Genomic DNA, 17,709 nt, shown 5'->3' with positions numbered 1-17,709 from the left:
CGGGTAGGATGCGCACCCTAGGGTTGCCCCGTGTATGCGGGAAGTATGCTCTGCGGGTTCCTGGTTTCCGGCTGTTGGCTGGTTGGTTTCCCTGGGTTGCGGCGGTGGTGTTCATGGGGTTCTGGCCACCCATCGGGCGGCGGCATCGCGGTCGGGGATGAGGGTTTCACGTCCTTGGATGCCGGTCGCCTTCCAAGTGTGGTGGCGACCTCGTCGTTCCCTGCTGATGCTGCCCATGGGTTGGCCGTCGAGGGTGACGGCGTAGATTCCGGGTCCGGCTTTGACTAGGCGAATGGTCATTCCTTCGTGTTCTCCTTCCCAATGGTCTGGTCATTGGTGGTGATGGGTTGGCGTTTCTGGTAGGTGCGTTCGGGGTCGAGGCGTTGGCTGACGAGCAACTCGCCTGTGTCGGCGCGGGTGATGGTGATGTGCCCGTGATTGATCGTGAGGATGACGTCGGCGCCGGAGCATCCGGCGATGTTGAATACCAATGCCCGCACTGTGTCGGTGGCGCGGACGGTCAGCTTGCCGTCGTTTCTGACGGTGAGTCGTGTCGGCGGCATGCTTGCGTCCGGGTTGTGTTTGGCCGCGAATCTCGAACGTCGACGATCTTTGTTGATCTCCACGGTGGCTTCCTTTCTTTCGTCTTGCATGCTTTCGGCAGGTTCCGGTCCTCGTACGGTGATGCCCGTGACAGGGATGGTGGCCGTGGCGGGATCGCCTTTGAGGGCGGCGGTAATCATCGGGGTCAGGTATTCGAACTGGGTCACCCATATGGTGTGGTCCACGTCCAGGGTGAGCGTGCCGTTCCGGTAGCCGATCTTGGTGACGTGTTCAGAGACGACGGGGCCGAGTAGCGTTCTCAACCGTTCGCAGATCGTCCGCTCCTGTTCCTTGTCCGTGTCCGAGGATGCGGGCTGCGTGGTCTTGCCGACTGTCGTATCCTCTGGTTTCTGTTCCGGTTTGGTTTCAACGGCTGGCACGACCGTGTAGCGGCATGCGCCGTCGTATCCCATGGACAGTTTCCATGTGAGGTCGTTGACGTCGATGGTGTCCCCCTTGACGAGGGCGCGAACCTGTGCGGGGTCGAGTTTCACGCCGTCGAGACTGGCGGGCATCCATGTGCCGCAACCGCTGACAAGGACCCACTCCCATCCGTTCTTCCTGCGCCGGTTCGTGGAGCATTGGATCGATTTGCCGTTCATGCTGGGGCGGAGGGGCGCGCCGCATTTCGGACAGGCGCCCCAGACTCCTTGGGTTTCACGCTGGTGAGTTTCAATGGCGCAGCAGGCTTCGAACTTGCTGACGGGCGTGATGCGTTTGAAGTCTTCCGGGGTGAGCAGCTTGCGTAGGTAGCGCATCTGCGCGTCGGTGGCGGGTTCGCTCCCCCAGTCGCCGACCTTGTTCTTGTCCCACAGGCTCAAGCTCTTACGCGCTCGTGTGTCGTCGAGGAGGATCCGGTGGACGGCTTCGTCGGCCTGTTCGATGTCGGGGTATTCGCGGGTGATCGTGTTCCTGCCGTCGAGGATCACGGTCGCGGTGACATGGTCGACGAGGTCCGGCGCGGTGAGCGTCGCCTTCCACCCGTCCCCGGACACCGAACGTGTACCGTCGGGCAACGTGACCCATGCGATGTGCAGGGGGCTGTCGAGCACGTTGATGCGTCGGGCGCGCAACACCCACCCGTACGGGGTGTCGCATGCTTTCTCGATGCGTTCGGCGAGCCCCGTGAGACTGCCGTCAAGCACTTTGGACTTGCGGGCGGGTTCGGGCAGTGCGCTTTCGTCGATACCGAACAAGGTCGGCGGGGTGCACAGCCGCTTGTCGTCGCTCGTACCAACGCAGTCGATGAGCCGCAGCATCTCCTTGCCTTTGGCGGGACGCAGTCCTCTACCGACCATCTGCGTGTACAAGGTGTCGTTGCTGGTCGGGCGTGCGATCAGCACGGTCTCGATCAACGGCAGGTCGGTCCCTTCCGTGAACACGGAAAAGTTGATGAGGCAGTCGAATTCACGGTTCGTGAACGCTTCGATGAGGCGGCGGCGTTCGTCCGGCGGCGTGGTCCCGTCGATCACGTGGCTGGACTCGATGAGTTCGGACAGCGCGTGCGCGTGCTGGACGCTGGACGCGAAGATCAGGGTCTGGCCTTGGTGGAGTTCCTTGTAGGCGGCGACGACCTGCTGGTTGGTGCTCGCGGTGTCGACGACCTGTTCAAGGGCGGCGTGTTCGTAGTCGCCGCGCGTGCGTTTGACGTTGCTGGTGTCCCAGGAGACGCTGACGCGGCGGGCGTCGATGTCGGTGAGCCAGTTGTGCTGGATGCCCCATTTGAGGTCGCGTTGGAAGATGATGTCCTGGTAGACATCCTTGAGGCCACGCTGGTCGCCGCGGCGCGGGGTCGCGGTCAGGCCGATGTGCTTGGCGGGTTTGAGCCAGTCGATGATGCGACGGTAGCTGTCGGCGAGGGCGTGGTGGGCTTCGTCGGTGAAGATCGTGTCGAACTCGCCCGGCTTGAACCGGTGGAGGCGGTTTTCGCGTGACAGGCTTTGCACGCTCGCGCTGACGACCTCCTCGTCCTCCGCATGCTCTGGGCCCTCTTCGAACCCGACGGGCACGTCATAGTATTTCGCGGGCTGGTGGACGAGTTCGTCCCTGTGGGACAGGATCAGGACACGGCCTTTCCGGTGGTAGGCGGCCATGGTCACGGTCTTGCCGAGGCCAGTGGCCATTTGGACGAGGTGGGCGCCGTCGGGAGCCTGTTCCATCGCGTTCACGGCCTCGAGCTGGTAGTCGCGCAGTTGCCGTCCGGCCACGGTACGGGGTTCCAGCTCCCCTGTCGTCTTCGTTCCCGTCGTGCTGTCCGCCATGATGTCCCGCTCCTCCCTGAAAGCCTTGTGTAAGTAGTGTTCTCGTACGCGAAGCATGCCCCCGCGTCCTGTCGTACACACCCCTCCCATGCCCGATAACGTTCGGTCTGGGTGACGTCATTCATTGTCGGTTTTCGATCAGTAGAACGCATTTGGATGCGATTGGATATGATTGGATGCTTTTAGCATGCGATTGGATTGGGCTCGCAAGGCATCATGTTTTTCCCGTCTCGGCGTGTCGCGTGGGGTGTGTCCCGCGTCCGTGCGGGCGAGTGAACGATGAGAGGGTCCGACGGGGAGGCGCTGGCCGGGTCATGGCGGTGCTAAGAGGAACGTGCCGCTGTTCCGTGCCATCGTTGCCCGTCCCGTCCGTCGTGTCATCATGTATGGCTGGTTGTGCCTTGTATGGCCGGGAGGGTGGCGTTGACGCCTGGCCCGTCGGACTCGTGTCCCCGGCGGGAGTCGAACCCGCCCGGCCCAGTCTGGTTCCGGTGATACGGCCCGAGAGAGAAGAAATGCGAAAACAGAGAGGGTCGTGTCGTCGGGGCTGGTCCGTGCCTCGGTTTCGGGGGACGGATTTGGGATCCGTTTCGCGCGCCGGTCGGATCCCGGTCCGGCAGTGTGTCCGCCGCAGCGGCTGACGTGCCCGCGTCCCGGCCCGGCCGTTTTTCCAGGACGGCCTGTCTGGGGGCTGGTGGCGCGGTGTTGGTTGCTGCGTTTGCGCTTACGCACCGGTTGCCCGGTTCGTCGAGCCGATGCCGGGGCATGATCCCGGGTCTGACGCTTACGAGGCGCCTGCTCTTGGCCAGTTGAGCTACATCGGCCGGTGGCCCGCGCCGCGGATCCCCGGAAAGGAAGCACATGACGATTGCGACGTGGGCCGTGGATGCCATGGGCGCGGGCGTCCGACCGGGGTCGGCGCTGGGGGATCATGGGAAGGCGTCAAGAAGAAGGGAGAACCTTCCTCCCCGCCCATCGTTCCAGGTCACGGCCCCGCCTTCGCGGTGGGGAAGGAATCGGGTTTCCTGTCGGCCGTACCCGGTGGCGTTGACGCCGCCCCTGATCGGATGCCCGCGCCCGGGCATCGTGTCCCCGATGGGATTCGGACCCATGTCCTCCCGCTCCGGAGGCGGGCGCCCTGTCCACTGGGCCACGGGGACGTGTTCCCGACGTTTCGCGCGACGCCCGTCGGGATGGCGTCCGGCCCCCGCCGCTTTCGGGGCCTCTAGCTACGTGCTTGTGCGGCTGTGGTCTGTTGCGCTTACTGGCCACGGGAGTGTGGCCGGTCGTGCCCTCACGAGGATTCGGACCCCGCCGACGTATGATCCATGTCGTCGTCTTGAGCCTGGAAGGGCGGTGCCGTCCGGTTAGCCTATAGCAATGAGTAGAACCCTGTTAGTCGGGACGGACGGCGGTCCCGAAAGGATGATTTATGGTTGGGAACCAGTTCAAGACCAGGCACGCGCCCCTGTTCGGGACATCGCGGCATTCCAGTGGATTCCCCATACTGGCGGAATCCTATGGAACGACGCAGGAGCGGCGCATACCCTGCCTGTTGTGTTCCCGGGAAGTCCAGCCGATACCGGTTCACTCGCGTGTACCCGTATCGTCCTTGTTCCCTTCATCACTGTCACCGGACCGTATTCCGGTATCGGCGATGGCCATGGACAGGAGCACGGTGGCGAGCAACGTCAACCGCGACACCAGGCCGGACATGTCCCGCATGGGGTGGCTTGTCAGGTCGATCCCGTAGACGACGATCATGACGATGTCCGCGATGGCGAGCAGGCCGCTGACGATCGCGACGACCGCTTCCGCGATGAGCGCGAGCGTTTTCATCCGTTGCCGGTTGGACGGCAGGATCCTGATCCGGCGGATCAGCAGTACGGCCACGATGAGGGTGATGACGGAGGCGAGGGTGGCGAGCAGGTCGGTCCAGTTCATGGGGAGACTCCTTCTAGGGTTCGGGGGTGGAGGCCACGTGCGCGTACTGGTCGAGCAGGGCCTGTGTGGCCTCCATTATCTCCTTACGCGTCCCATGGTCGATATTCTCGAACGGGAGGGCCTGCCGTACGTTGCCGGTCACGTACTCGTAGTGCGCTTGGGCGACTCGTTCGAGGAGCCTGCCGCGGACCGGACGGGTGCGTGCCGTCTCGTACGCGTCGGCCACGATGTTCGCGATCCCCTGGATGTCGGGGAGACGGTGTTCGCGGGCGATCATGGCGACCACGCCGGCCGCGTACTCCTCGGCCTCGTCACGGGCCGGGCTTTTCACTCCCCCGCTCGGATACGATGTGGACTGCGGGTCGGGCACCGGGTTCATCATCGGATCCTTCTTCCTTTCACATCGACCACGTACCGGGGGCGGGCTTCGATGAGCATGGTCGCATGGCATGAGCGGCATGCCGTCTCAAGGCTCCCGTCGACGCGGATCCTGCGCGCCTGGGTTTCGTCGAGGAGCGTGTCCGTGCCGCACGCGGGGCAACGGACCGTTCTCGTCGACGGGTCGGTGACGGCGCTTGTACGGGTGAACCGGTCCCATGCGAGCGACAGGGCGTCGAGGATCAGATCCACGGTCATGGGATCGGGGTCGGTGACGGGCATGCCGTCCGGCCCCACGTATACGGCCGCGCTCCGTTCGCCGAGCGTGATCAGCACATGGCCGTTGCCGTTGTTTCCCTTGCTCATGCGCGGTGTCCTTTCAACCGGTCGAGTTCGCGTTCGAGTTCGACGATCTCACTGCGGGTGATCGTACGGTACGGGTGGGGTGCGGTGACGCCCATGCGGCGGGCGAGTTCGACCGCGTCGTCCACGCTGATCCGATGGTCGGCGGCGAACGCGATGAGCGTGCCGTTGCTCCGGTTCCTAGCCAACGACGCTCACCTCATTCCCGTGACGTACGGCATGCCGGGCAGGGCCGGGGCGGGCATGTCGTTGACGACGTCCATCAGCCAGCGTTCCGCGTCGTCCAGCGACGGAAACATCCTGTTCTGCACCTGGTCGGTGCCGTCGGGACGGGCGACGCGCAGGGTCGCGACATACCCGCCCATGGGGTTCTGGGCGACCGCGCCGTGACGGGTCGGGGTGGAGGGCGTGTGCTCCCACACCGGGGGCATGTTCTTCAGGTACGGTCCGGTGATCAGCATGATGCCAACGCTTTCTCGAGTTGCTCCTCGGCGTGCTCCGGATCCGGGTAGCCGCCGGTGGAGAAATGCCTGGGATTCAGGCAGCGGATGGACCAGGTGGTGCGGGCGGTCGCGTTGTCGACCGCCGATTTCACGACAAGCGGCTGCCCGCAGTTCGGGCAATACCAGGAATGTTTCATCATGATTCGGGGATGCTCCTTAGATTTCCGACTGGGTGATGGGGAGTCCCTACCGTCATGGACGTCTTGAGAATCCAATGCCCCGGCCGTCGACACCATCCCGAACCCCCGCAAACCGTCTACGGGATGGGATGCGATGCATGCGTACTGCCGGGGCGGATCATCCCGCCGTCTACCGGACTTCCCACACGTTCCACCCCTCCCACCCGGTCTATCGGCCGATTAGCCATGCAGGTTTCCCCCATGGTGGAATCCCATGCGTGCCGCGGCTTCCTTGCCGTCGAACACGCTTATTCACGAGGGGTTAGATGAGGTCGTCGTGTCCGCCGAAATCAAGGAACACGACATCATTCGCATCGTCACGCGTCCAGTGGATGCGCGGCGCGTTGGGCGACCCCTGTTTGACACAGGACCGCCAAATGGTCCTGCCCCATTCGCCGAGCGCGATCGGAGCGCCATTGCTCCCGTCATGCAAGGCGTGACCCTCGTCAAGCCCTAGAAGGATACGGGTCATGCAACGGATGAGATCATCCGCCCACAGTCATCGCGCGGCCTGACCCGGATACGCGTCCGCGTACGACCAGTGGTCCGGCAGGGGACGTTGAATCTTGTCACCGGGGCCGGTCATGAACGCCCACGCGACCCTGATCGACAGGTCAAGCCACTGCTGGTGCATGCCGGGCGGGAACAGGCTCGCGGCAGGCAACTGCTGTTCCGTGTCCTGCGGGTCGCCCCCGCTGCGTTTGATCTGTCCTTTGAGCCGGTTGTTCTCCCGGCGCAACCGTCGGATCTCGCGTTCCATGGACGGGTCCACCGTCGTCAGATCCCCACCACCCGTATACCGAGCGTGTTCCAACGCCTTGTCGACAATCTGCGTGACCGAATCCCGGTCAGGCAGGAACGTGCGCGCCGCCCCATACGCGGGCACCACGCTCGCGGCGCCATTGAACGCGGTAAGCCTGCCGTTGACAAGGTTCGACAACGTGTTCCCGTACCACGGGTCGGTCAGGAGCGCCACGTCCACGTCGGTGCCCTTAACGCCGTCCGTCACCTCGTACGGGTCAAAGCCGCTGACATGGTTGCGGCTCCTGACGGACAATACGATGATCGTGTTACGCCGCCCGGGATCGAGGATCCGATCCGCGAGACCGTTCAGCGCCGGACTCGTATCGATCTTGCTTAAAGTCATGTCGTGTTCGCCTCCCCTCCGACTGCGAGCTCCTAGTTTTCTTGACCTTACATGCCGTATGCGAGGTACAGGCCGAACGAGACACCGGCGATGGTCGCGCCGATGGCCTGCACCGCGAACACCCATCCGAACTGGGCATTAAGATCACGCCGCTGTTCGACATGGATGCCGATGATGCTGATGATGATCGTCAGGATCAACGATCCCAACGTGACATACGGCAGCAGATGAACGGGGATGGCCTCCATGATACGACCCATGACCGTTCTGATCCGGTCCATGACCTCCATGACCTGGTTCATGACCGCCACTCCCCCATGCCCCCGCTCTCGCCATCGAGGTCAGTGTCAGCGTGAATGAGGTCAAGGAACATGCCGATCATGATCCTGACCGTCATGATTCCAAGGAACGTGAGCACCGCGCCCACGATCAGATGCATCGTCATCCCGCCGGTTTGCTGCGGTGCTCGTCCCGTCAACCGTTGGGAAACGCGCACGCCCTGTCCTGTTTCTACACTGTCGTTCGGCATGATCGCCCTTCCTTCTGTGCAAGCGTGGTTTCGTTGTCGTCACACACCCCCACACAAGTACCGGACAACCTTGCCTGTCATGCCATGTCAGGCAAGAATCCGGTCGGCGATGTCCAGAAGACGCCTGTCCCTATGATCGTGGTCGAACGCTTTCATATGGGCGAGCCAGTCGGGGTCCACGTCAAGCGTCAGGTCAGGGAACGCCGGTTTGCCGTGGATCATCACGGACAGTCCGAACGATTCCGTGTAATGCTCTCCTTGTACGTGGATTCTCCGGTCCAATAGCAGGAATTCCAGTTCCAGGAACATGTTGCCGGTTTTACCAACCTGCAGGTATCCACCATGCCCGGGGATGAGATCCACCTGCGGCATCTTGGCCAGCATTCGTGCGAGAGGACTGTCCGCAAGGATGTATCGTCCTACCAGGTTCTGCGCCATGGCCGCCCAGAACAGCATTTGAGGGAGATTCTGGTAGGTCGCGTCGTAGTAACGCCATCCCTCGTCGTTTCGCCATGCCAGCAGCATGTTCTCGGCGTACGCGGCGCTCATATGGATGCCGGAAAACACCTCCCATGCCCTGACTACCCTGTCGAACTGGGTGCGCATGATTCGGTACATGGCAAGACCTGTCGGATCGGTCGGCTCCCGACGGTCACCGTTGTTCACATGGAGCGGATTCGCATACGGGCAATGCTGGTACGCGAGTTCGTCGTATACCGCCAGTCCGTCGACATCACCCCTGTAGTGGCGTCCGTATGGTTTTCTCCCATGGGATTCCTGTTCGCTCTTGAACAATCCGACCAGAAGGATCGGGTTGTCGTACACAGGGCAGGTAGCATGATACGGCTTAATGAGATCGATCATTGGTATCTGTTGTTGATCCGGTTCCACCATTCATCGGAGAGCTTGGGGACAGCCCCCTCATATTCGGCGAACGCGAGACAGGCAAGGATCGTACGCAAACCGATCGGAAACTGTCGGTCTCCCTGCCGCATGAGGAACACGTAGTCCTCGAGATCGTCCTCGCAGTCGGAATGGTCGATGATCTCCTTGCGTGCGAGAACGGCCTTCTCGCCGATGTCGTTACCTTCGGGATCGTTCATGCTAGTTGTCCTTCCGTTCCATGCCGTGATGGATTCCTTGTTGTTGAATGCTTGTTGTCTTGTCTGTTGATCGGACACTTATTCCAACAGGCTCCTGTCTATCTGGAACACGATCGGAGAATCCCTGTCTCTTAGTTCGAATTCAGCGGTCAGGTCGATACTCGCGCCATGAAGTAGCACATATTCCGGCTGGCTGGTTCGTTGTAATCCTATCCCCCTCTGAAAGGCCATGATCATCGGCGGTATCCTTGTCTGTCCCCGACCGATGCTGGTCACTCGGTAGGTGATTCATATGCTCGTCCCGTTTGTTCCGATCCCCCAATCCATATATTCCACGATGAATGTCCTGGTTTCCACATCGATTTCGATCCTTCCCGACAGCCAATGATGGCTGGATTCTTCAGGCGCGTCCATCGTATTGGCCGGGCATTTGCCATTCCGGTTCTTATCGGTTTTTCCTGCTACTTTCGCCTTACCGCCCAACCGGTGCATCACCGCTTTGACGCCCACCACGATCAGCGCAAACACAAGCAGCAACGGCAGTAGCGTCAGCGCAACCACTGCAAGGGGGAAAATCACCCGAGCCATCAGGAATTCCGCATAGTCCATCATCATCTGATCCACCGTCATATGTATTCCACTCCTTGAAGCCGATCCTGAAGTGTCCTTTACTGTGCTGTAGCCCCGTTCCCGTCACCGTCCCGGCTATTCTCGTCGTTTCCTTGTTCATCGCGCTTCTCATCGTCGTCGGGGATATATCCGGGGGCAGGCTTGGCGAGTTCTCGACGCCAGATGGTCTTGACTTCCTTCCAGAGGCGGAGGAGCCGTCGGATGCTATCGACGACGAGGAGGACGAACATCCATAGGACGCCGCCCATGCCGAACAGTTCGCCGATCCCGGTGAGTATGGTCGCGGTTTGTCCTGCGGTCGGGGTCAAGGTGGTGCCCGTGGCTCCTACGAGGAGTCCGAAACCGATGGCAAGGATCGGAATTCTCAATCGGGAGAACAGGATGCGGTTCTCCTCGCTGTCCCGTTGCTGTAGTCCCACGGTGTCATCCACGTCGATGTCACCCGTGGACGGCTGCTGCCCGCTTGCCGTATCCGCATCAGACGTGACTGAGACATTCTTGTCCTGCGACTGGTCGTCGTCCTGCTTATTGTTCTTTTCCTCGTGGTCTGTCCCGGTCATGGCCGTTCTCTCCTTGCCTTGCGTTGTATGGTGAATCCCTGTCCTTGTGGTCACTCCCCCGAAACCTTGTATCGGAGTATTAGAAGCTGCTGCTTTGTGTCAGTCAGTCCTGCTTCCGTTGTCGTAGTTCGGCAGGATGGTGACGATGGTGTCTTGGATGGTGACATGCCCGTGGACTGGGTGGCCGCTGTCGAGCCATGTTGCGGTGGTGCCGTTCCTGGGGAGAATTGCCCCGCGTGGGATGCGGGTCTCGAGTCTGAACGCGGTGAGGTGGAGGCGGTGTTCGATTTGTTTGTTGAATCGTTGTTCAGGGCTGGGGGTGTCGTCGACGGATTCGACGATGAGAAACAGGTGGGCTCCGGCGAGCAGGGTGAGCGTGGACAGGATGGCGCGTGCGGGCACGTCCATGCCGGTGGCGAGGGCGAGGCCCGCTGCGGTGGACAGGAGGAACAGGAGTCCCGCAGTCAAGGGCGTGCCGGTGCGCGTCCATTCCCATCCTGGACGGAGTCGGACGATCGACTGTTTGGCTTCCTGATCCCGCACCCACGAGGCTAGGTCCACGGTCAATCCTGTGCCGGTGTCGGCTGGTGTCGTGTTCACGGTGTTCGTCATGCGTGTTCGGGGTCGACTGTTTGCAACGGGTATCCGTCCGGCCCGTACAGGCGGACGGACTTGCCGTGGATGGTGATGATGCCTTGGACGAGTCGTTCCCCGTACCGCCAGCAGACCTGTCGTCTGCCGTCCCCTTCGGCGAACGGGTCTTTTCCATCGAACGTGGACAGGTGTTGGATCCCGTACAGGCGTTCGGTGTCGACCAGTCGACTGTGACGGGTTTTCCACGCGCGACGCCGATCCCATTCGTGACGGTTACGAATGAGCATGATGATCCAAACAACCAGGCGTAACAACGCGATCGCGAACAGGATCATGCAGATGACGGTCGCCCACCATGCGATGATCATGGCGGTCTGATCGTGGAGGACACGGGCGGCGGACCGGTAGGCGCGGGACAGGTCCACGCCGAAACCGGCCGTACCTTGCAGGAGGAAGCTCCACATGGGTATGCGCGCGCAGAACGTGTCACGCGGGTGGCCAATGGAACGCAGGGCCGTCAAAGCGAACACGATCCAGATCAGAATGAGCGCGATGGACAGTATGGACGGCCGGAACTCGGGCAGGCTCATTCCCGTCGTCGACGGGTGGATGTTCTGGGTCAGGATCGTGAGGGCGAGGTCCGTGAGCGTGGTGGATGCCGTGTGCATCATTCGGCCTCCGGATCCGCATACGTGCCGCCCGCTTTGAGCCAGTCCACCCAAGTGCCGTACGTGTTGCCATCCGTTCCCGTGATACGCAGGGGGCGCAACGTGTATCCGGTCATACCCCAGTTGCCTTCATACAGGCGGATGACGAGCAGGCCGAGCGCGGTGGTCAGATGCGAGTACGCGCCCTCGGTGTCGTCATCATCCGGCGTGCCGACAAGGTCGAGTGCTTCAGCCGTATGCCAAGCGGCCATGCGCAGGCTGCGTTCCCGTGTTTCGACCGCATGCCGGTTGTACGTGGCCTCGCACCAGTCGATCGCCTCCGGCATACTGTCGAACACGGCGGATACCTCGCCCACGGGCGTGGTGATCACGGCCGTGTACGGCAGGCGTTGGTTCCGGCGGGTGATGCGCGCATGCAAGGCGGCGCATTCGATGACCAGCATCGGATCACCCTCCGATTCGGTCACGATCCAATCGTTCATCATGAGGTCTCCTCCTTGTCGGTGTGGACGCCGGTCAGTCCGGCGTCACGCAGTTCGTCGATGATCTCGTCGATCTCGCTCACGTAGCGGGCGCGCATGCTTTCCTCGACGGTGAGATACGGGTACGGGGCGCCGGTGTCCTCGTCGAGGACCATCACGCCCCACAAGCCGGACACGGGTTCAAGCTCGACCAGCAACACCGTGTGCCATGCGGGCGGGCCGACCGGGCGACGCAGGCAGCGCACATGCCCGTTCTCCGGCACGAACCCCAAGCGGGACAGCACGTCCCCGTCGGGCACCGGGGTGACGCCCATGGGCGTGGTCAACGCGAGCCTGCCCCACGGGCGAGCCGGCTCCTCCCTTGTGGTGTCCGATGGTGTTTCAAACGGTGCCGTCGGCGTCATGTCCGAGTTGGTCGGAGCGGTGTCGGGGTCGTGCCGGAGCTGGTCGGAGGGCTTCGGTGTCGAAGCGACCTTCCTCACATTCCCGTCTTGGTGATGCGGCTCCTGGCTGACTGGTCTGGCGTGGTCTCGGGCGATGCTGGCGATCAGACAGGTGACCAGCCAGATCGGTCCGATCACGCTCAGAACCCGTCCCGCCGTGAACAACACCGTTCGCACGGATTCCATGACCTGCAACGACTGCAGCAGTTCCGCCGCCAGCGTGCATAGGATGCCCACGCCGATGACCGTCACCGGGATACGGCAGGCGACAGCCGCCCGTTTCAACCGGTCAGACCATTCCCGCCCCCGCATCATGCCACTCCCTTATCGTCATGACACAGGTCGAGGAGCGCTTCAAGGTCAATATCCTGGCCGGTCCGGTTCCGGTGGATCTCCCGTGCGGCGACCATGGAAAGTTGCTTGAGGTTACGGTCCATGACCTGACGCTCAAGCAACGTGTCCCATTCGGTTCCCGGGATCATACGACGCAGCGCGTTGTGGTATTGATCGACCGTGAGCATCCGTTCCTTGACCGGCCCGTACGTGTCGACACCCTGCGACGGCGTACGACCCGTCAGTTTCGTGTACATTGCGGGAGACCCGTCGAGCATGCTGGCGAGTACCAGCGCCTCGTCATCGAGATCGCCCTCGGGATCCATGCCGAGACTGTGCATGACCGCCCTCGCCGCGGACTCGTCCCATTCGGGTTTCCTCCATTCGCAGCCATACCCGGCCTGGTGGAACTCCATGTCGTACACGTGCTTCAACGCGTACGCGGCATGGGCCAGCTCCCTGCGCTCGTGCATGCGATGCCACACGCGCAAGCCACTGCACAGCATCGAACAGCAGCCGTTCAACTCCGCTTCCCTGTACTCCATGACCCCAATCCCCCTTTCACTGTCAACGAATCAGCCCGAGGGCAACGATCAACACAACCCACACCAACGCGACCATGACCGTCCAACGGTCAAGGTTCCGTTCGGCCACACCGCTCGACGCCGCGTCAGCCAACGGGCCGGACATGACCATGTCCGACAGGCCACCACCCCGGCCCCGATGCAACAGGATCAGCAACGACAACAACACGCTCAGCACCACCAACACGATCCTGAACACGAAAACCAACACCAACACTGGTCAAACCTCCTATACTGGAAACACCAACACAAATCATGTGGATCAAATCAAAGCGTCTATCGGGGGCAACATCATGTTGCCCCCGATACGAGTTTCTCTATCCGAAGATGAACAGAGTGAGTTTGCCGAGACCGAAGTCTGTTCCGGTGACGAGGGTCATGAGCGCGAGCACGAACAGGAACGCGGCGAGGCTCCATCCGGCCCATTCGCGGGCCGTGGGCGTGACGGTCTTGCGGGTTTCCTCGATGGTCTGGCGGATGTAGAGTCCGATCCTGCTGAACGGGTTGTGTCGTACGGTCGTGGTGTCTGCGGTGTTCATGCTTCCTCCTGTTGGGTGTGTTCCGCCCATGTCCTGATGGCCTGTTCGAATGCCTGGCTCCGGGTCAGGCCGAGCCGTGCCCGTTGTTCCTCGAATCGTTGTTCGATCTCGGGGCCGAGGGTGATGGCGGCGACCACTTTCATGTCGTTGTTCCCTTCGTGTGTTGTTTTCGTGATGAGGCAGTCAGGTAGTTCCCCTAGCAGGAGGTTCTCGTCCACCCTCACGCCGTTCATGTCCTGTGGCGGTTGGGGTTGGCTGTCGCGCCATCGTGCGATGCATCGTTCGACGCGTTTGTGTCCGATGAGTTCCGGGCCGAGGCCTGCTGCACGGAAGATTCTGGTCGGGCTTTCACCCTGTCTGTATGCGGTCATGACCTGTCGTTTGAACTCGTCGGTGTAGAGGATGCGCTGACTGTCTGCCTCGATCACGTTCGGGTTGTTCCTGATGACCGCGAGTTTTTGCTCGTCCAGTATCATTGCCGGTTCCTTTCACTGCTCCCCCGGACTCCGTCGGATCGGGTTTTCGTCTCCATCACCCGACCCGACGGCGATACACAGGTTCATCGGCTCATTTCGTAGAACGGCGCGGTTTCCCTTTGCCTTGTTTCCGGCGCTCGTTTTGCTTGATTTCGTTGACGCGGGACTGGCTGAGGCCCATTTCCTCCGCGATGTCGACCTCGCGCATGTGCAGCACTTCAGACATGTAGAGGATCTTCTCGTTGCGTTCACGCAGCTGCTTACGACTGAGATTCACCTTCGTGTAGATCTTGCCGTCAAGCCCTTGAACAGGGCGCGCGCCGTCACTGCTGTTTCCAGGTTTCCTCCACCGACTGATGGTCGATGGATTGACATCGAAAATCACTGCCAGAGCCTTGGCACTGAGCGCCACCCCTTGGTCGAAACCGAAAACGAGCTCCTTCTTCTCATCCGAAGTTAGACGCATGGCGGCGGGCTGGAAATTGTCCTCGCAGTAGTGTTTCCACCCTTCGAAGCCGTTCTCGTAGCCAAGGGCGATCCACGCTTGCCCTCGGTATGCGTCGGCGATGGCCTCCCTGAGATCAAGCATGCTCTCATGAACCCGGTAGAAGTCGTTTTTGATGCGGTCGGTGAGGATCTGGGCATAGAAACTGCCCATCAGTTTGGAGGTCTCCTTCTCTTGAGTATTGCTTCCTCCCATGTTTTCCTGTCTTTCGATGGGGCCTGTCTCGAGTTGCAGTCGCGTCGGCGCCGTCGGCAACAACGGGTAAGGATGGCAATCTTGGTCGTGAATGTATTGACTCCAGCCGGTCTTGTTCTCTTCGGCCGATGTCGTGTCCCTGGCCGGTTCCCTGCCATGGTTCCTGTGATCATGCTGTCGCTGTACGTGTCCGGTTTCGTTCGTCTGGGTCATGGCGGTGACGAGGTGGATGATCCGTTCGATGCCGTCGCTTGCCGCGTGGAGTTCCTGTGCGATGATATTGAGTTCGTTGATCAGATCGTCGGCGGTCTTATCGTTCATGATGTTCCTGTCGTGATGCCCCGATTCACTGGAGGTCTAGCCTCTATCCCCTAATGAATGTGAAGCATGGTCCGTGTTGTTTTCCGACTGGGGTGCGGCCGGTTGATGGTTGCTGTAGGGTCAGAGGTCGGGAGTGGGTTGAGGTTCGGTGAATCGCGAGTATTGGCCTTCGAAGCGGAGGGTGAAGTCGTTGGGTTGTCCGTTCCTGCATTTGGCCATGATGATGTCGGCCTCGTTCTTGCGGTCGTCCTTGTCGTAGTAGCCGGGTCGGTGCACGAGGAATACGACGTCGGCGTCCTGTTCGATCGACCCTGATTCACGCAGGTCGGAGAGCTGCGGTCGTTTGTCGGCCCGCATCTCGGGTCCGCGGTTCAGTTGCGAGAGGGCCACGACCGGCACGTTCAGTTCTCGGGCGAGGAGTTTGAGCGCACGGGACATCTCGGAGACCTCCTGTTGGCGGCTGTCCAGGTGCCGTCCGGTGGTCATGAGCTGCAGGTAGTCGATGACGACGAGCTTGAGGTCGTTGTTCTGTTTGAGCCGTCGGCATTTCGCGCGGATCTCCATGAGGCTCATGTTCGGGCTGTCGTCCAGGAACAGGGGTGCGTTCTCGATGTCATAGAGCAGGGTGTTCATGCGATGCCATTGCTCGTCGGTGATCTCGTCGGCGCGACGCAAGGCGGTCAATGGCACGCTCGCTTCGGCGCTGATGATGCGCTGGCCCAGTTCGCTTCGGCTCATCTCGAGGCTGAACACGATCGTGGTCATGTGGTGGTGCAGGGCGGCGGCGCGGGCGAAGTCGATGCCGAGCGTGGATTTGCCCATGGCCGGCCGCCCTGCTACGACGACCATTTGTCCGGGTTGGAGGCCTTGGATGGCCTGGTCGATGTCATGGAACCCTGTGGGTACGCCCGGCTTGTTCTTGTGCTTTTGGGCGTCGTCGATCATCTTGAGCACGTCGCCGACGATGCTTTGGATGGGCTGGTAGTCCTCCTGGCTTTTGTCGTCGGCTGTCGCGTAGACCGCTGCCTGGGCGAGGTTGACGACGTCTTCGGCGGTGGCGTGGGATTGTTCGGCGTTGTAGCCGAGTTGCGCGATCTTGGTGCCGGCCTGGATGACACGGCGCAGGATGGCGCGCTGGTGGACGATGTCGGCGTAGTAGGCGACGTTCGCGGCCGTGGGCACCGTGGCGACGAGCGTATGCAGGTAGTCGACGCCGCCGACCGCGTCGAGCCGGCCCGTGCGGGTGAGCTCGTTGGCGACGGTGACCGCGTCGACCGGATGCCCTTTCGCGTACAGGGTCATGATCGCGTCGTGGATGGTCTGGTGCCGGGGCTGGTAGAAGTCGCTTGTGCCGATGATGGCGCACGCTTCCCCGATGGCGTCCTGGCTGATGAGCATGCCGCCGAGCGTGGCCTGTTCGGCCTGGTCGTCGTGGGGCGGGATCCGGTCGAACGGCATGTCGTTGGCGGGCTTCTGCGGTGTGCGGCTGGTGTTCGCGTTCATGATGATCCCCTGCCTCCGCACTAGTTGACCCGAGCCATGGTGCCGCCGTTGGCGCGGCGGATCTCGGCCAGTCGGGCCATGTCCCGGTCGTGTTGGGCGCGTTCGTGTTGCAGTGTCGCGGTAAGCAGGTCAAGGGTCTCGCGGGGCGTGTGTCCGGCAAGCCATGCGGCGACCTGGTCGTCGTGCTCGTGCCGGTTCGGGTACGAGGGTTCCACGGCGCGCGCCGCCGCCGAGTCGACCAGGTCCCGCACGTGACGGCAACGGGCCGTGTGCCGGTGGTCGGGGCGTTCGTCCGACGGGACCGGCTTGACGTCGGGTCCGGACGGTTGCGGACTGCTGGCGGCTGTCTTGAGCTTGACTCGCATGGCGTGACGGCGGTCCAGGGTCAGGTCGTTGGCGAGCTCGTCGTACAGGCGGGCGAACCGGCGCCCGCTGTCGACCCGCTTTGCTTGGAAGTCGTTGCCGAGAGCGTGTTCGAGCACTTCGGCCATGCGCGGCCACGGGTCCATGCCAGCGTGTTCGAGCCGGTCGGCGAGACGACGGATCGCCTGACGGTCGCGCGTGGTCGCCGGCTTGGTGGTGAGCCCGTTCTCGGCGCGTTCGACCGCGATACGGGCCAGGAACGTGTCGAGCCGGTCACCGGGCGCGGGCTCCGGGACGGTCACGGGGTTGGCCGAGTCGTCCGCCCAGCCTTCGTCGTCGTCCTTGGGATCAGCCTCGTCCCAAGCATCGTCGTCATGCCGGATCGTTTTCGCCGCCACGGGAGCGTCGGCCGACGACGGGCGTTCGGCGAACGTCACGGCTTCGACGCTCGGCGACGGCCGCTGCTGCGGCCCCGCCGCCACATCCCCCCGTTCCGGCTCCAC

Annotated in this window: 26 protein-coding genes, 2 tRNA genes and 1 pseudogene; all 29 read right to left on the bottom strand. The window is 62.1% G+C overall.

Annotation, left to right across the window (positions count from 1 at the left end; all coding sequences use genetic code 11):
- Window positions 1-111: 111 nt before the first annotated feature.
- On the bottom strand, window positions 112-300 hold the full coding sequence (locus CSQ85_RS11915; protein ID WP_150384185.1) for a hypothetical protein: 189 nt from the start codon (window positions 298-300) through the stop codon (window positions 112-114).
- Complete coding sequence (locus tag CSQ85_RS11910; protein WP_190973032.1) at window positions 297-2,864, bottom strand: DciA family protein; 2,568 nt, start codon at window positions 2,862-2,864, stop codon at window positions 297-299. The genes CSQ85_RS11915 and CSQ85_RS11910 overlap by 4 nt, the downstream gene beginning before the upstream one ends.
- Window positions 2,865-3,614: 750 nt before the next feature.
- Window positions 3,615-3,688 (bottom strand) — tRNA-Thr (locus CSQ85_RS11905).
- Window positions 3,689-3,951: 263 nt separating this feature from the next.
- Window positions 3,952-4,024: transfer RNA gene (locus CSQ85_RS11900), tRNA-Arg, on the bottom strand.
- 427 nt (window positions 4,025-4,451) lie between these two features.
- A complete protein-coding gene (locus tag CSQ85_RS11895; RefSeq protein WP_150384183.1) occupies window positions 4,452-4,808 on the bottom strand; it encodes a hypothetical protein in 357 nt (118 codons plus the stop codon).
- A gap of 13 nt (window positions 4,809-4,821) precedes the next feature.
- On the bottom strand, window positions 4,822-5,190 hold the full coding sequence (locus tag CSQ85_RS11890; protein ID WP_150384182.1) for a hypothetical protein: 369 nt from the start codon (window positions 5,188-5,190) through the stop codon (window positions 4,822-4,824).
- Window positions 5,187-5,552, bottom strand: a complete 366-nt coding sequence (locus CSQ85_RS11885) for a hypothetical protein (protein WP_107040896.1) — start codon at window positions 5,550-5,552, stop codon at window positions 5,187-5,189. Before CSQ85_RS11885 ends, CSQ85_RS11890 begins: the two co-directional genes overlap by 4 nt.
- Window positions 5,549-5,737: a hypothetical protein gene (locus CSQ85_RS11880; RefSeq protein WP_150384181.1), complete on the bottom strand. Its 189-nt coding sequence runs from the start codon at window positions 5,735-5,737 to the stop codon at window positions 5,549-5,551. The genes CSQ85_RS11885 and CSQ85_RS11880 overlap by 4 nt, the downstream gene beginning before the upstream one ends.
- A 6-nt stretch (window positions 5,738-5,743) precedes the next feature.
- Window positions 5,744-6,010, bottom strand: a complete 267-nt coding sequence (locus CSQ85_RS11875) for a hypothetical protein (RefSeq protein WP_150384180.1) — start codon at window positions 6,008-6,010, stop codon at window positions 5,744-5,746.
- Window positions 6,004-6,192, bottom strand: a complete 189-nt coding sequence (locus CSQ85_RS11870) for a hypothetical protein (protein WP_223846971.1) — start codon at window positions 6,190-6,192, stop codon at window positions 6,004-6,006. The genes CSQ85_RS11875 and CSQ85_RS11870 overlap by 7 nt, the downstream gene beginning before the upstream one ends.
- Before the next feature lie 301 nt (window positions 6,193-6,493).
- Window positions 6,494-6,703, bottom strand: coding sequence for a hypothetical protein (locus tag CSQ85_RS11865; protein WP_150384179.1), 210 nt, complete (start codon window positions 6,701-6,703; stop codon window positions 6,494-6,496).
- Between the two features lie 27 nt (window positions 6,704-6,730).
- On the bottom strand, window positions 6,731-7,378 hold the full coding sequence (locus tag CSQ85_RS11860) for a hypothetical protein (protein ID WP_150384178.1): 648 nt from the start codon (window positions 7,376-7,378) through the stop codon (window positions 6,731-6,733).
- A 47-nt stretch (window positions 7,379-7,425) separates the two neighbouring features.
- Window positions 7,426-7,680 carry a hypothetical protein gene (locus CSQ85_RS11855; protein WP_150384177.1) on the bottom strand — a complete coding sequence of 85 codons (255 nt, stop codon included), beginning with the start codon at window positions 7,678-7,680 and terminating at the stop codon, window positions 7,426-7,428.
- A complete protein-coding gene (locus CSQ85_RS11850; RefSeq protein WP_150384176.1) occupies window positions 7,677-7,907 on the bottom strand; it encodes a hypothetical protein in 231 nt (76 codons plus the stop codon). The genes CSQ85_RS11855 and CSQ85_RS11850 overlap by 4 nt, the downstream gene beginning before the upstream one ends.
- Before the next feature lie 87 nt (window positions 7,908-7,994).
- Entirely contained in the window at window positions 7,995-8,801 is an 807-nt protein-coding gene (locus tag CSQ85_RS11845; protein WP_150384175.1) for a hypothetical protein, read from the bottom strand.
- Complete coding sequence (locus CSQ85_RS11840; RefSeq protein ID WP_150384174.1) at window positions 8,768-9,010, bottom strand: hypothetical protein; 243 nt, start codon at window positions 9,008-9,010, stop codon at window positions 8,768-8,770. The genes CSQ85_RS11845 and CSQ85_RS11840 overlap by 34 nt, the downstream gene beginning before the upstream one ends.
- 288 nt (window positions 9,011-9,298) lie before the next feature.
- Entirely contained in the window at window positions 9,299-9,640 is a 342-nt protein-coding gene (locus CSQ85_RS11835) for a hypothetical protein (protein WP_150384173.1), read from the bottom strand.
- 38 nt (window positions 9,641-9,678) lie between these two features.
- Window positions 9,679-10,200: a hypothetical protein gene (locus CSQ85_RS11830; protein ID WP_150384172.1), complete on the bottom strand. Its 522-nt coding sequence runs from the start codon at window positions 10,198-10,200 to the stop codon at window positions 9,679-9,681.
- Between the two features lie 99 nt (window positions 10,201-10,299).
- Entirely contained in the window at window positions 10,300-10,812 is a 513-nt protein-coding gene (locus CSQ85_RS11825; protein ID WP_150384171.1) for a hypothetical protein, read from the bottom strand.
- Window positions 10,809-11,465 carry a hypothetical protein gene (locus tag CSQ85_RS11820; RefSeq protein ID WP_150384170.1) on the bottom strand — a complete coding sequence of 219 codons (657 nt, stop codon included), beginning with the start codon at window positions 11,463-11,465 and terminating at the stop codon, window positions 10,809-10,811. The genes CSQ85_RS11825 and CSQ85_RS11820 overlap by 4 nt, the downstream gene beginning before the upstream one ends.
- Window positions 11,462-11,947, bottom strand: a complete 486-nt coding sequence (locus CSQ85_RS11815) for a hypothetical protein (protein ID WP_150384169.1) — start codon at window positions 11,945-11,947, stop codon at window positions 11,462-11,464. Before CSQ85_RS11815 ends, CSQ85_RS11820 begins: the two co-directional genes overlap by 4 nt.
- Window positions 11,944-12,702, bottom strand: coding sequence for a hypothetical protein (locus CSQ85_RS11810; protein ID WP_190973031.1), 759 nt, complete (start codon window positions 12,700-12,702; stop codon window positions 11,944-11,946). Before CSQ85_RS11810 ends, CSQ85_RS11815 begins: the two co-directional genes overlap by 4 nt.
- Window positions 12,699-13,265, bottom strand: a complete 567-nt coding sequence (locus tag CSQ85_RS11805; RefSeq protein ID WP_150384167.1) for a hypothetical protein — start codon at window positions 13,263-13,265, stop codon at window positions 12,699-12,701. Before CSQ85_RS11805 ends, CSQ85_RS11810 begins: the two co-directional genes overlap by 4 nt.
- Window positions 13,266-13,287: 22 nt before the next feature.
- The gene (secG, locus tag CSQ85_RS11800; RefSeq protein ID WP_150384166.1) at window positions 13,288-13,521 is read right to left on the bottom strand and encodes a preprotein translocase subunit SecG; all 234 of its coding nucleotides are present in this window, start codon (window positions 13,519-13,521) and stop codon (window positions 13,288-13,290) included.
- 100 nt (window positions 13,522-13,621) lie between these two features.
- Window positions 13,622-13,843: a preprotein translocase subunit SecE gene (secE, locus tag CSQ85_RS11795; protein WP_150384165.1), complete on the bottom strand. Its 222-nt coding sequence runs from the start codon at window positions 13,841-13,843 to the stop codon at window positions 13,622-13,624.
- A complete protein-coding gene (locus CSQ85_RS11790; RefSeq protein WP_150384164.1) occupies window positions 13,840-14,319 on the bottom strand; it encodes a ribbon-helix-helix protein, CopG family in 480 nt (159 codons plus the stop codon). The genes secE and CSQ85_RS11790 overlap by 4 nt, the downstream gene beginning before the upstream one ends.
- Before the next feature lie 91 nt (window positions 14,320-14,410).
- Window positions 14,411-15,340, bottom strand: coding sequence for a hypothetical protein (locus CSQ85_RS11785; RefSeq protein WP_150384163.1), 930 nt, complete (start codon window positions 15,338-15,340; stop codon window positions 14,411-14,413).
- Window positions 15,341-15,460: 120 nt separating this feature from the next.
- Entirely contained in the window at window positions 15,461-16,843 is a 1,383-nt protein-coding gene (gene dnaB, locus CSQ85_RS11780; RefSeq protein WP_150384162.1) for a replicative DNA helicase, read from the bottom strand.
- A gap of 20 nt (window positions 16,844-16,863) precedes the next feature.
- A pseudogene (locus CSQ85_RS13200) lies at window positions 16,864-17,709 on the bottom strand (hypothetical protein); the annotation flags it as partial.

It is taken from the genome of Bifidobacterium rousetti (assembly GCF_008698235.1).
In the GTDB taxonomy this organism is placed as follows: domain Bacteria; phylum Actinomycetota; class Actinomycetes; order Actinomycetales; family Bifidobacteriaceae; genus Bifidobacterium; species Bifidobacterium rousetti.
This window is presented reverse-complemented; position numbering and strand designations above follow the sequence as displayed.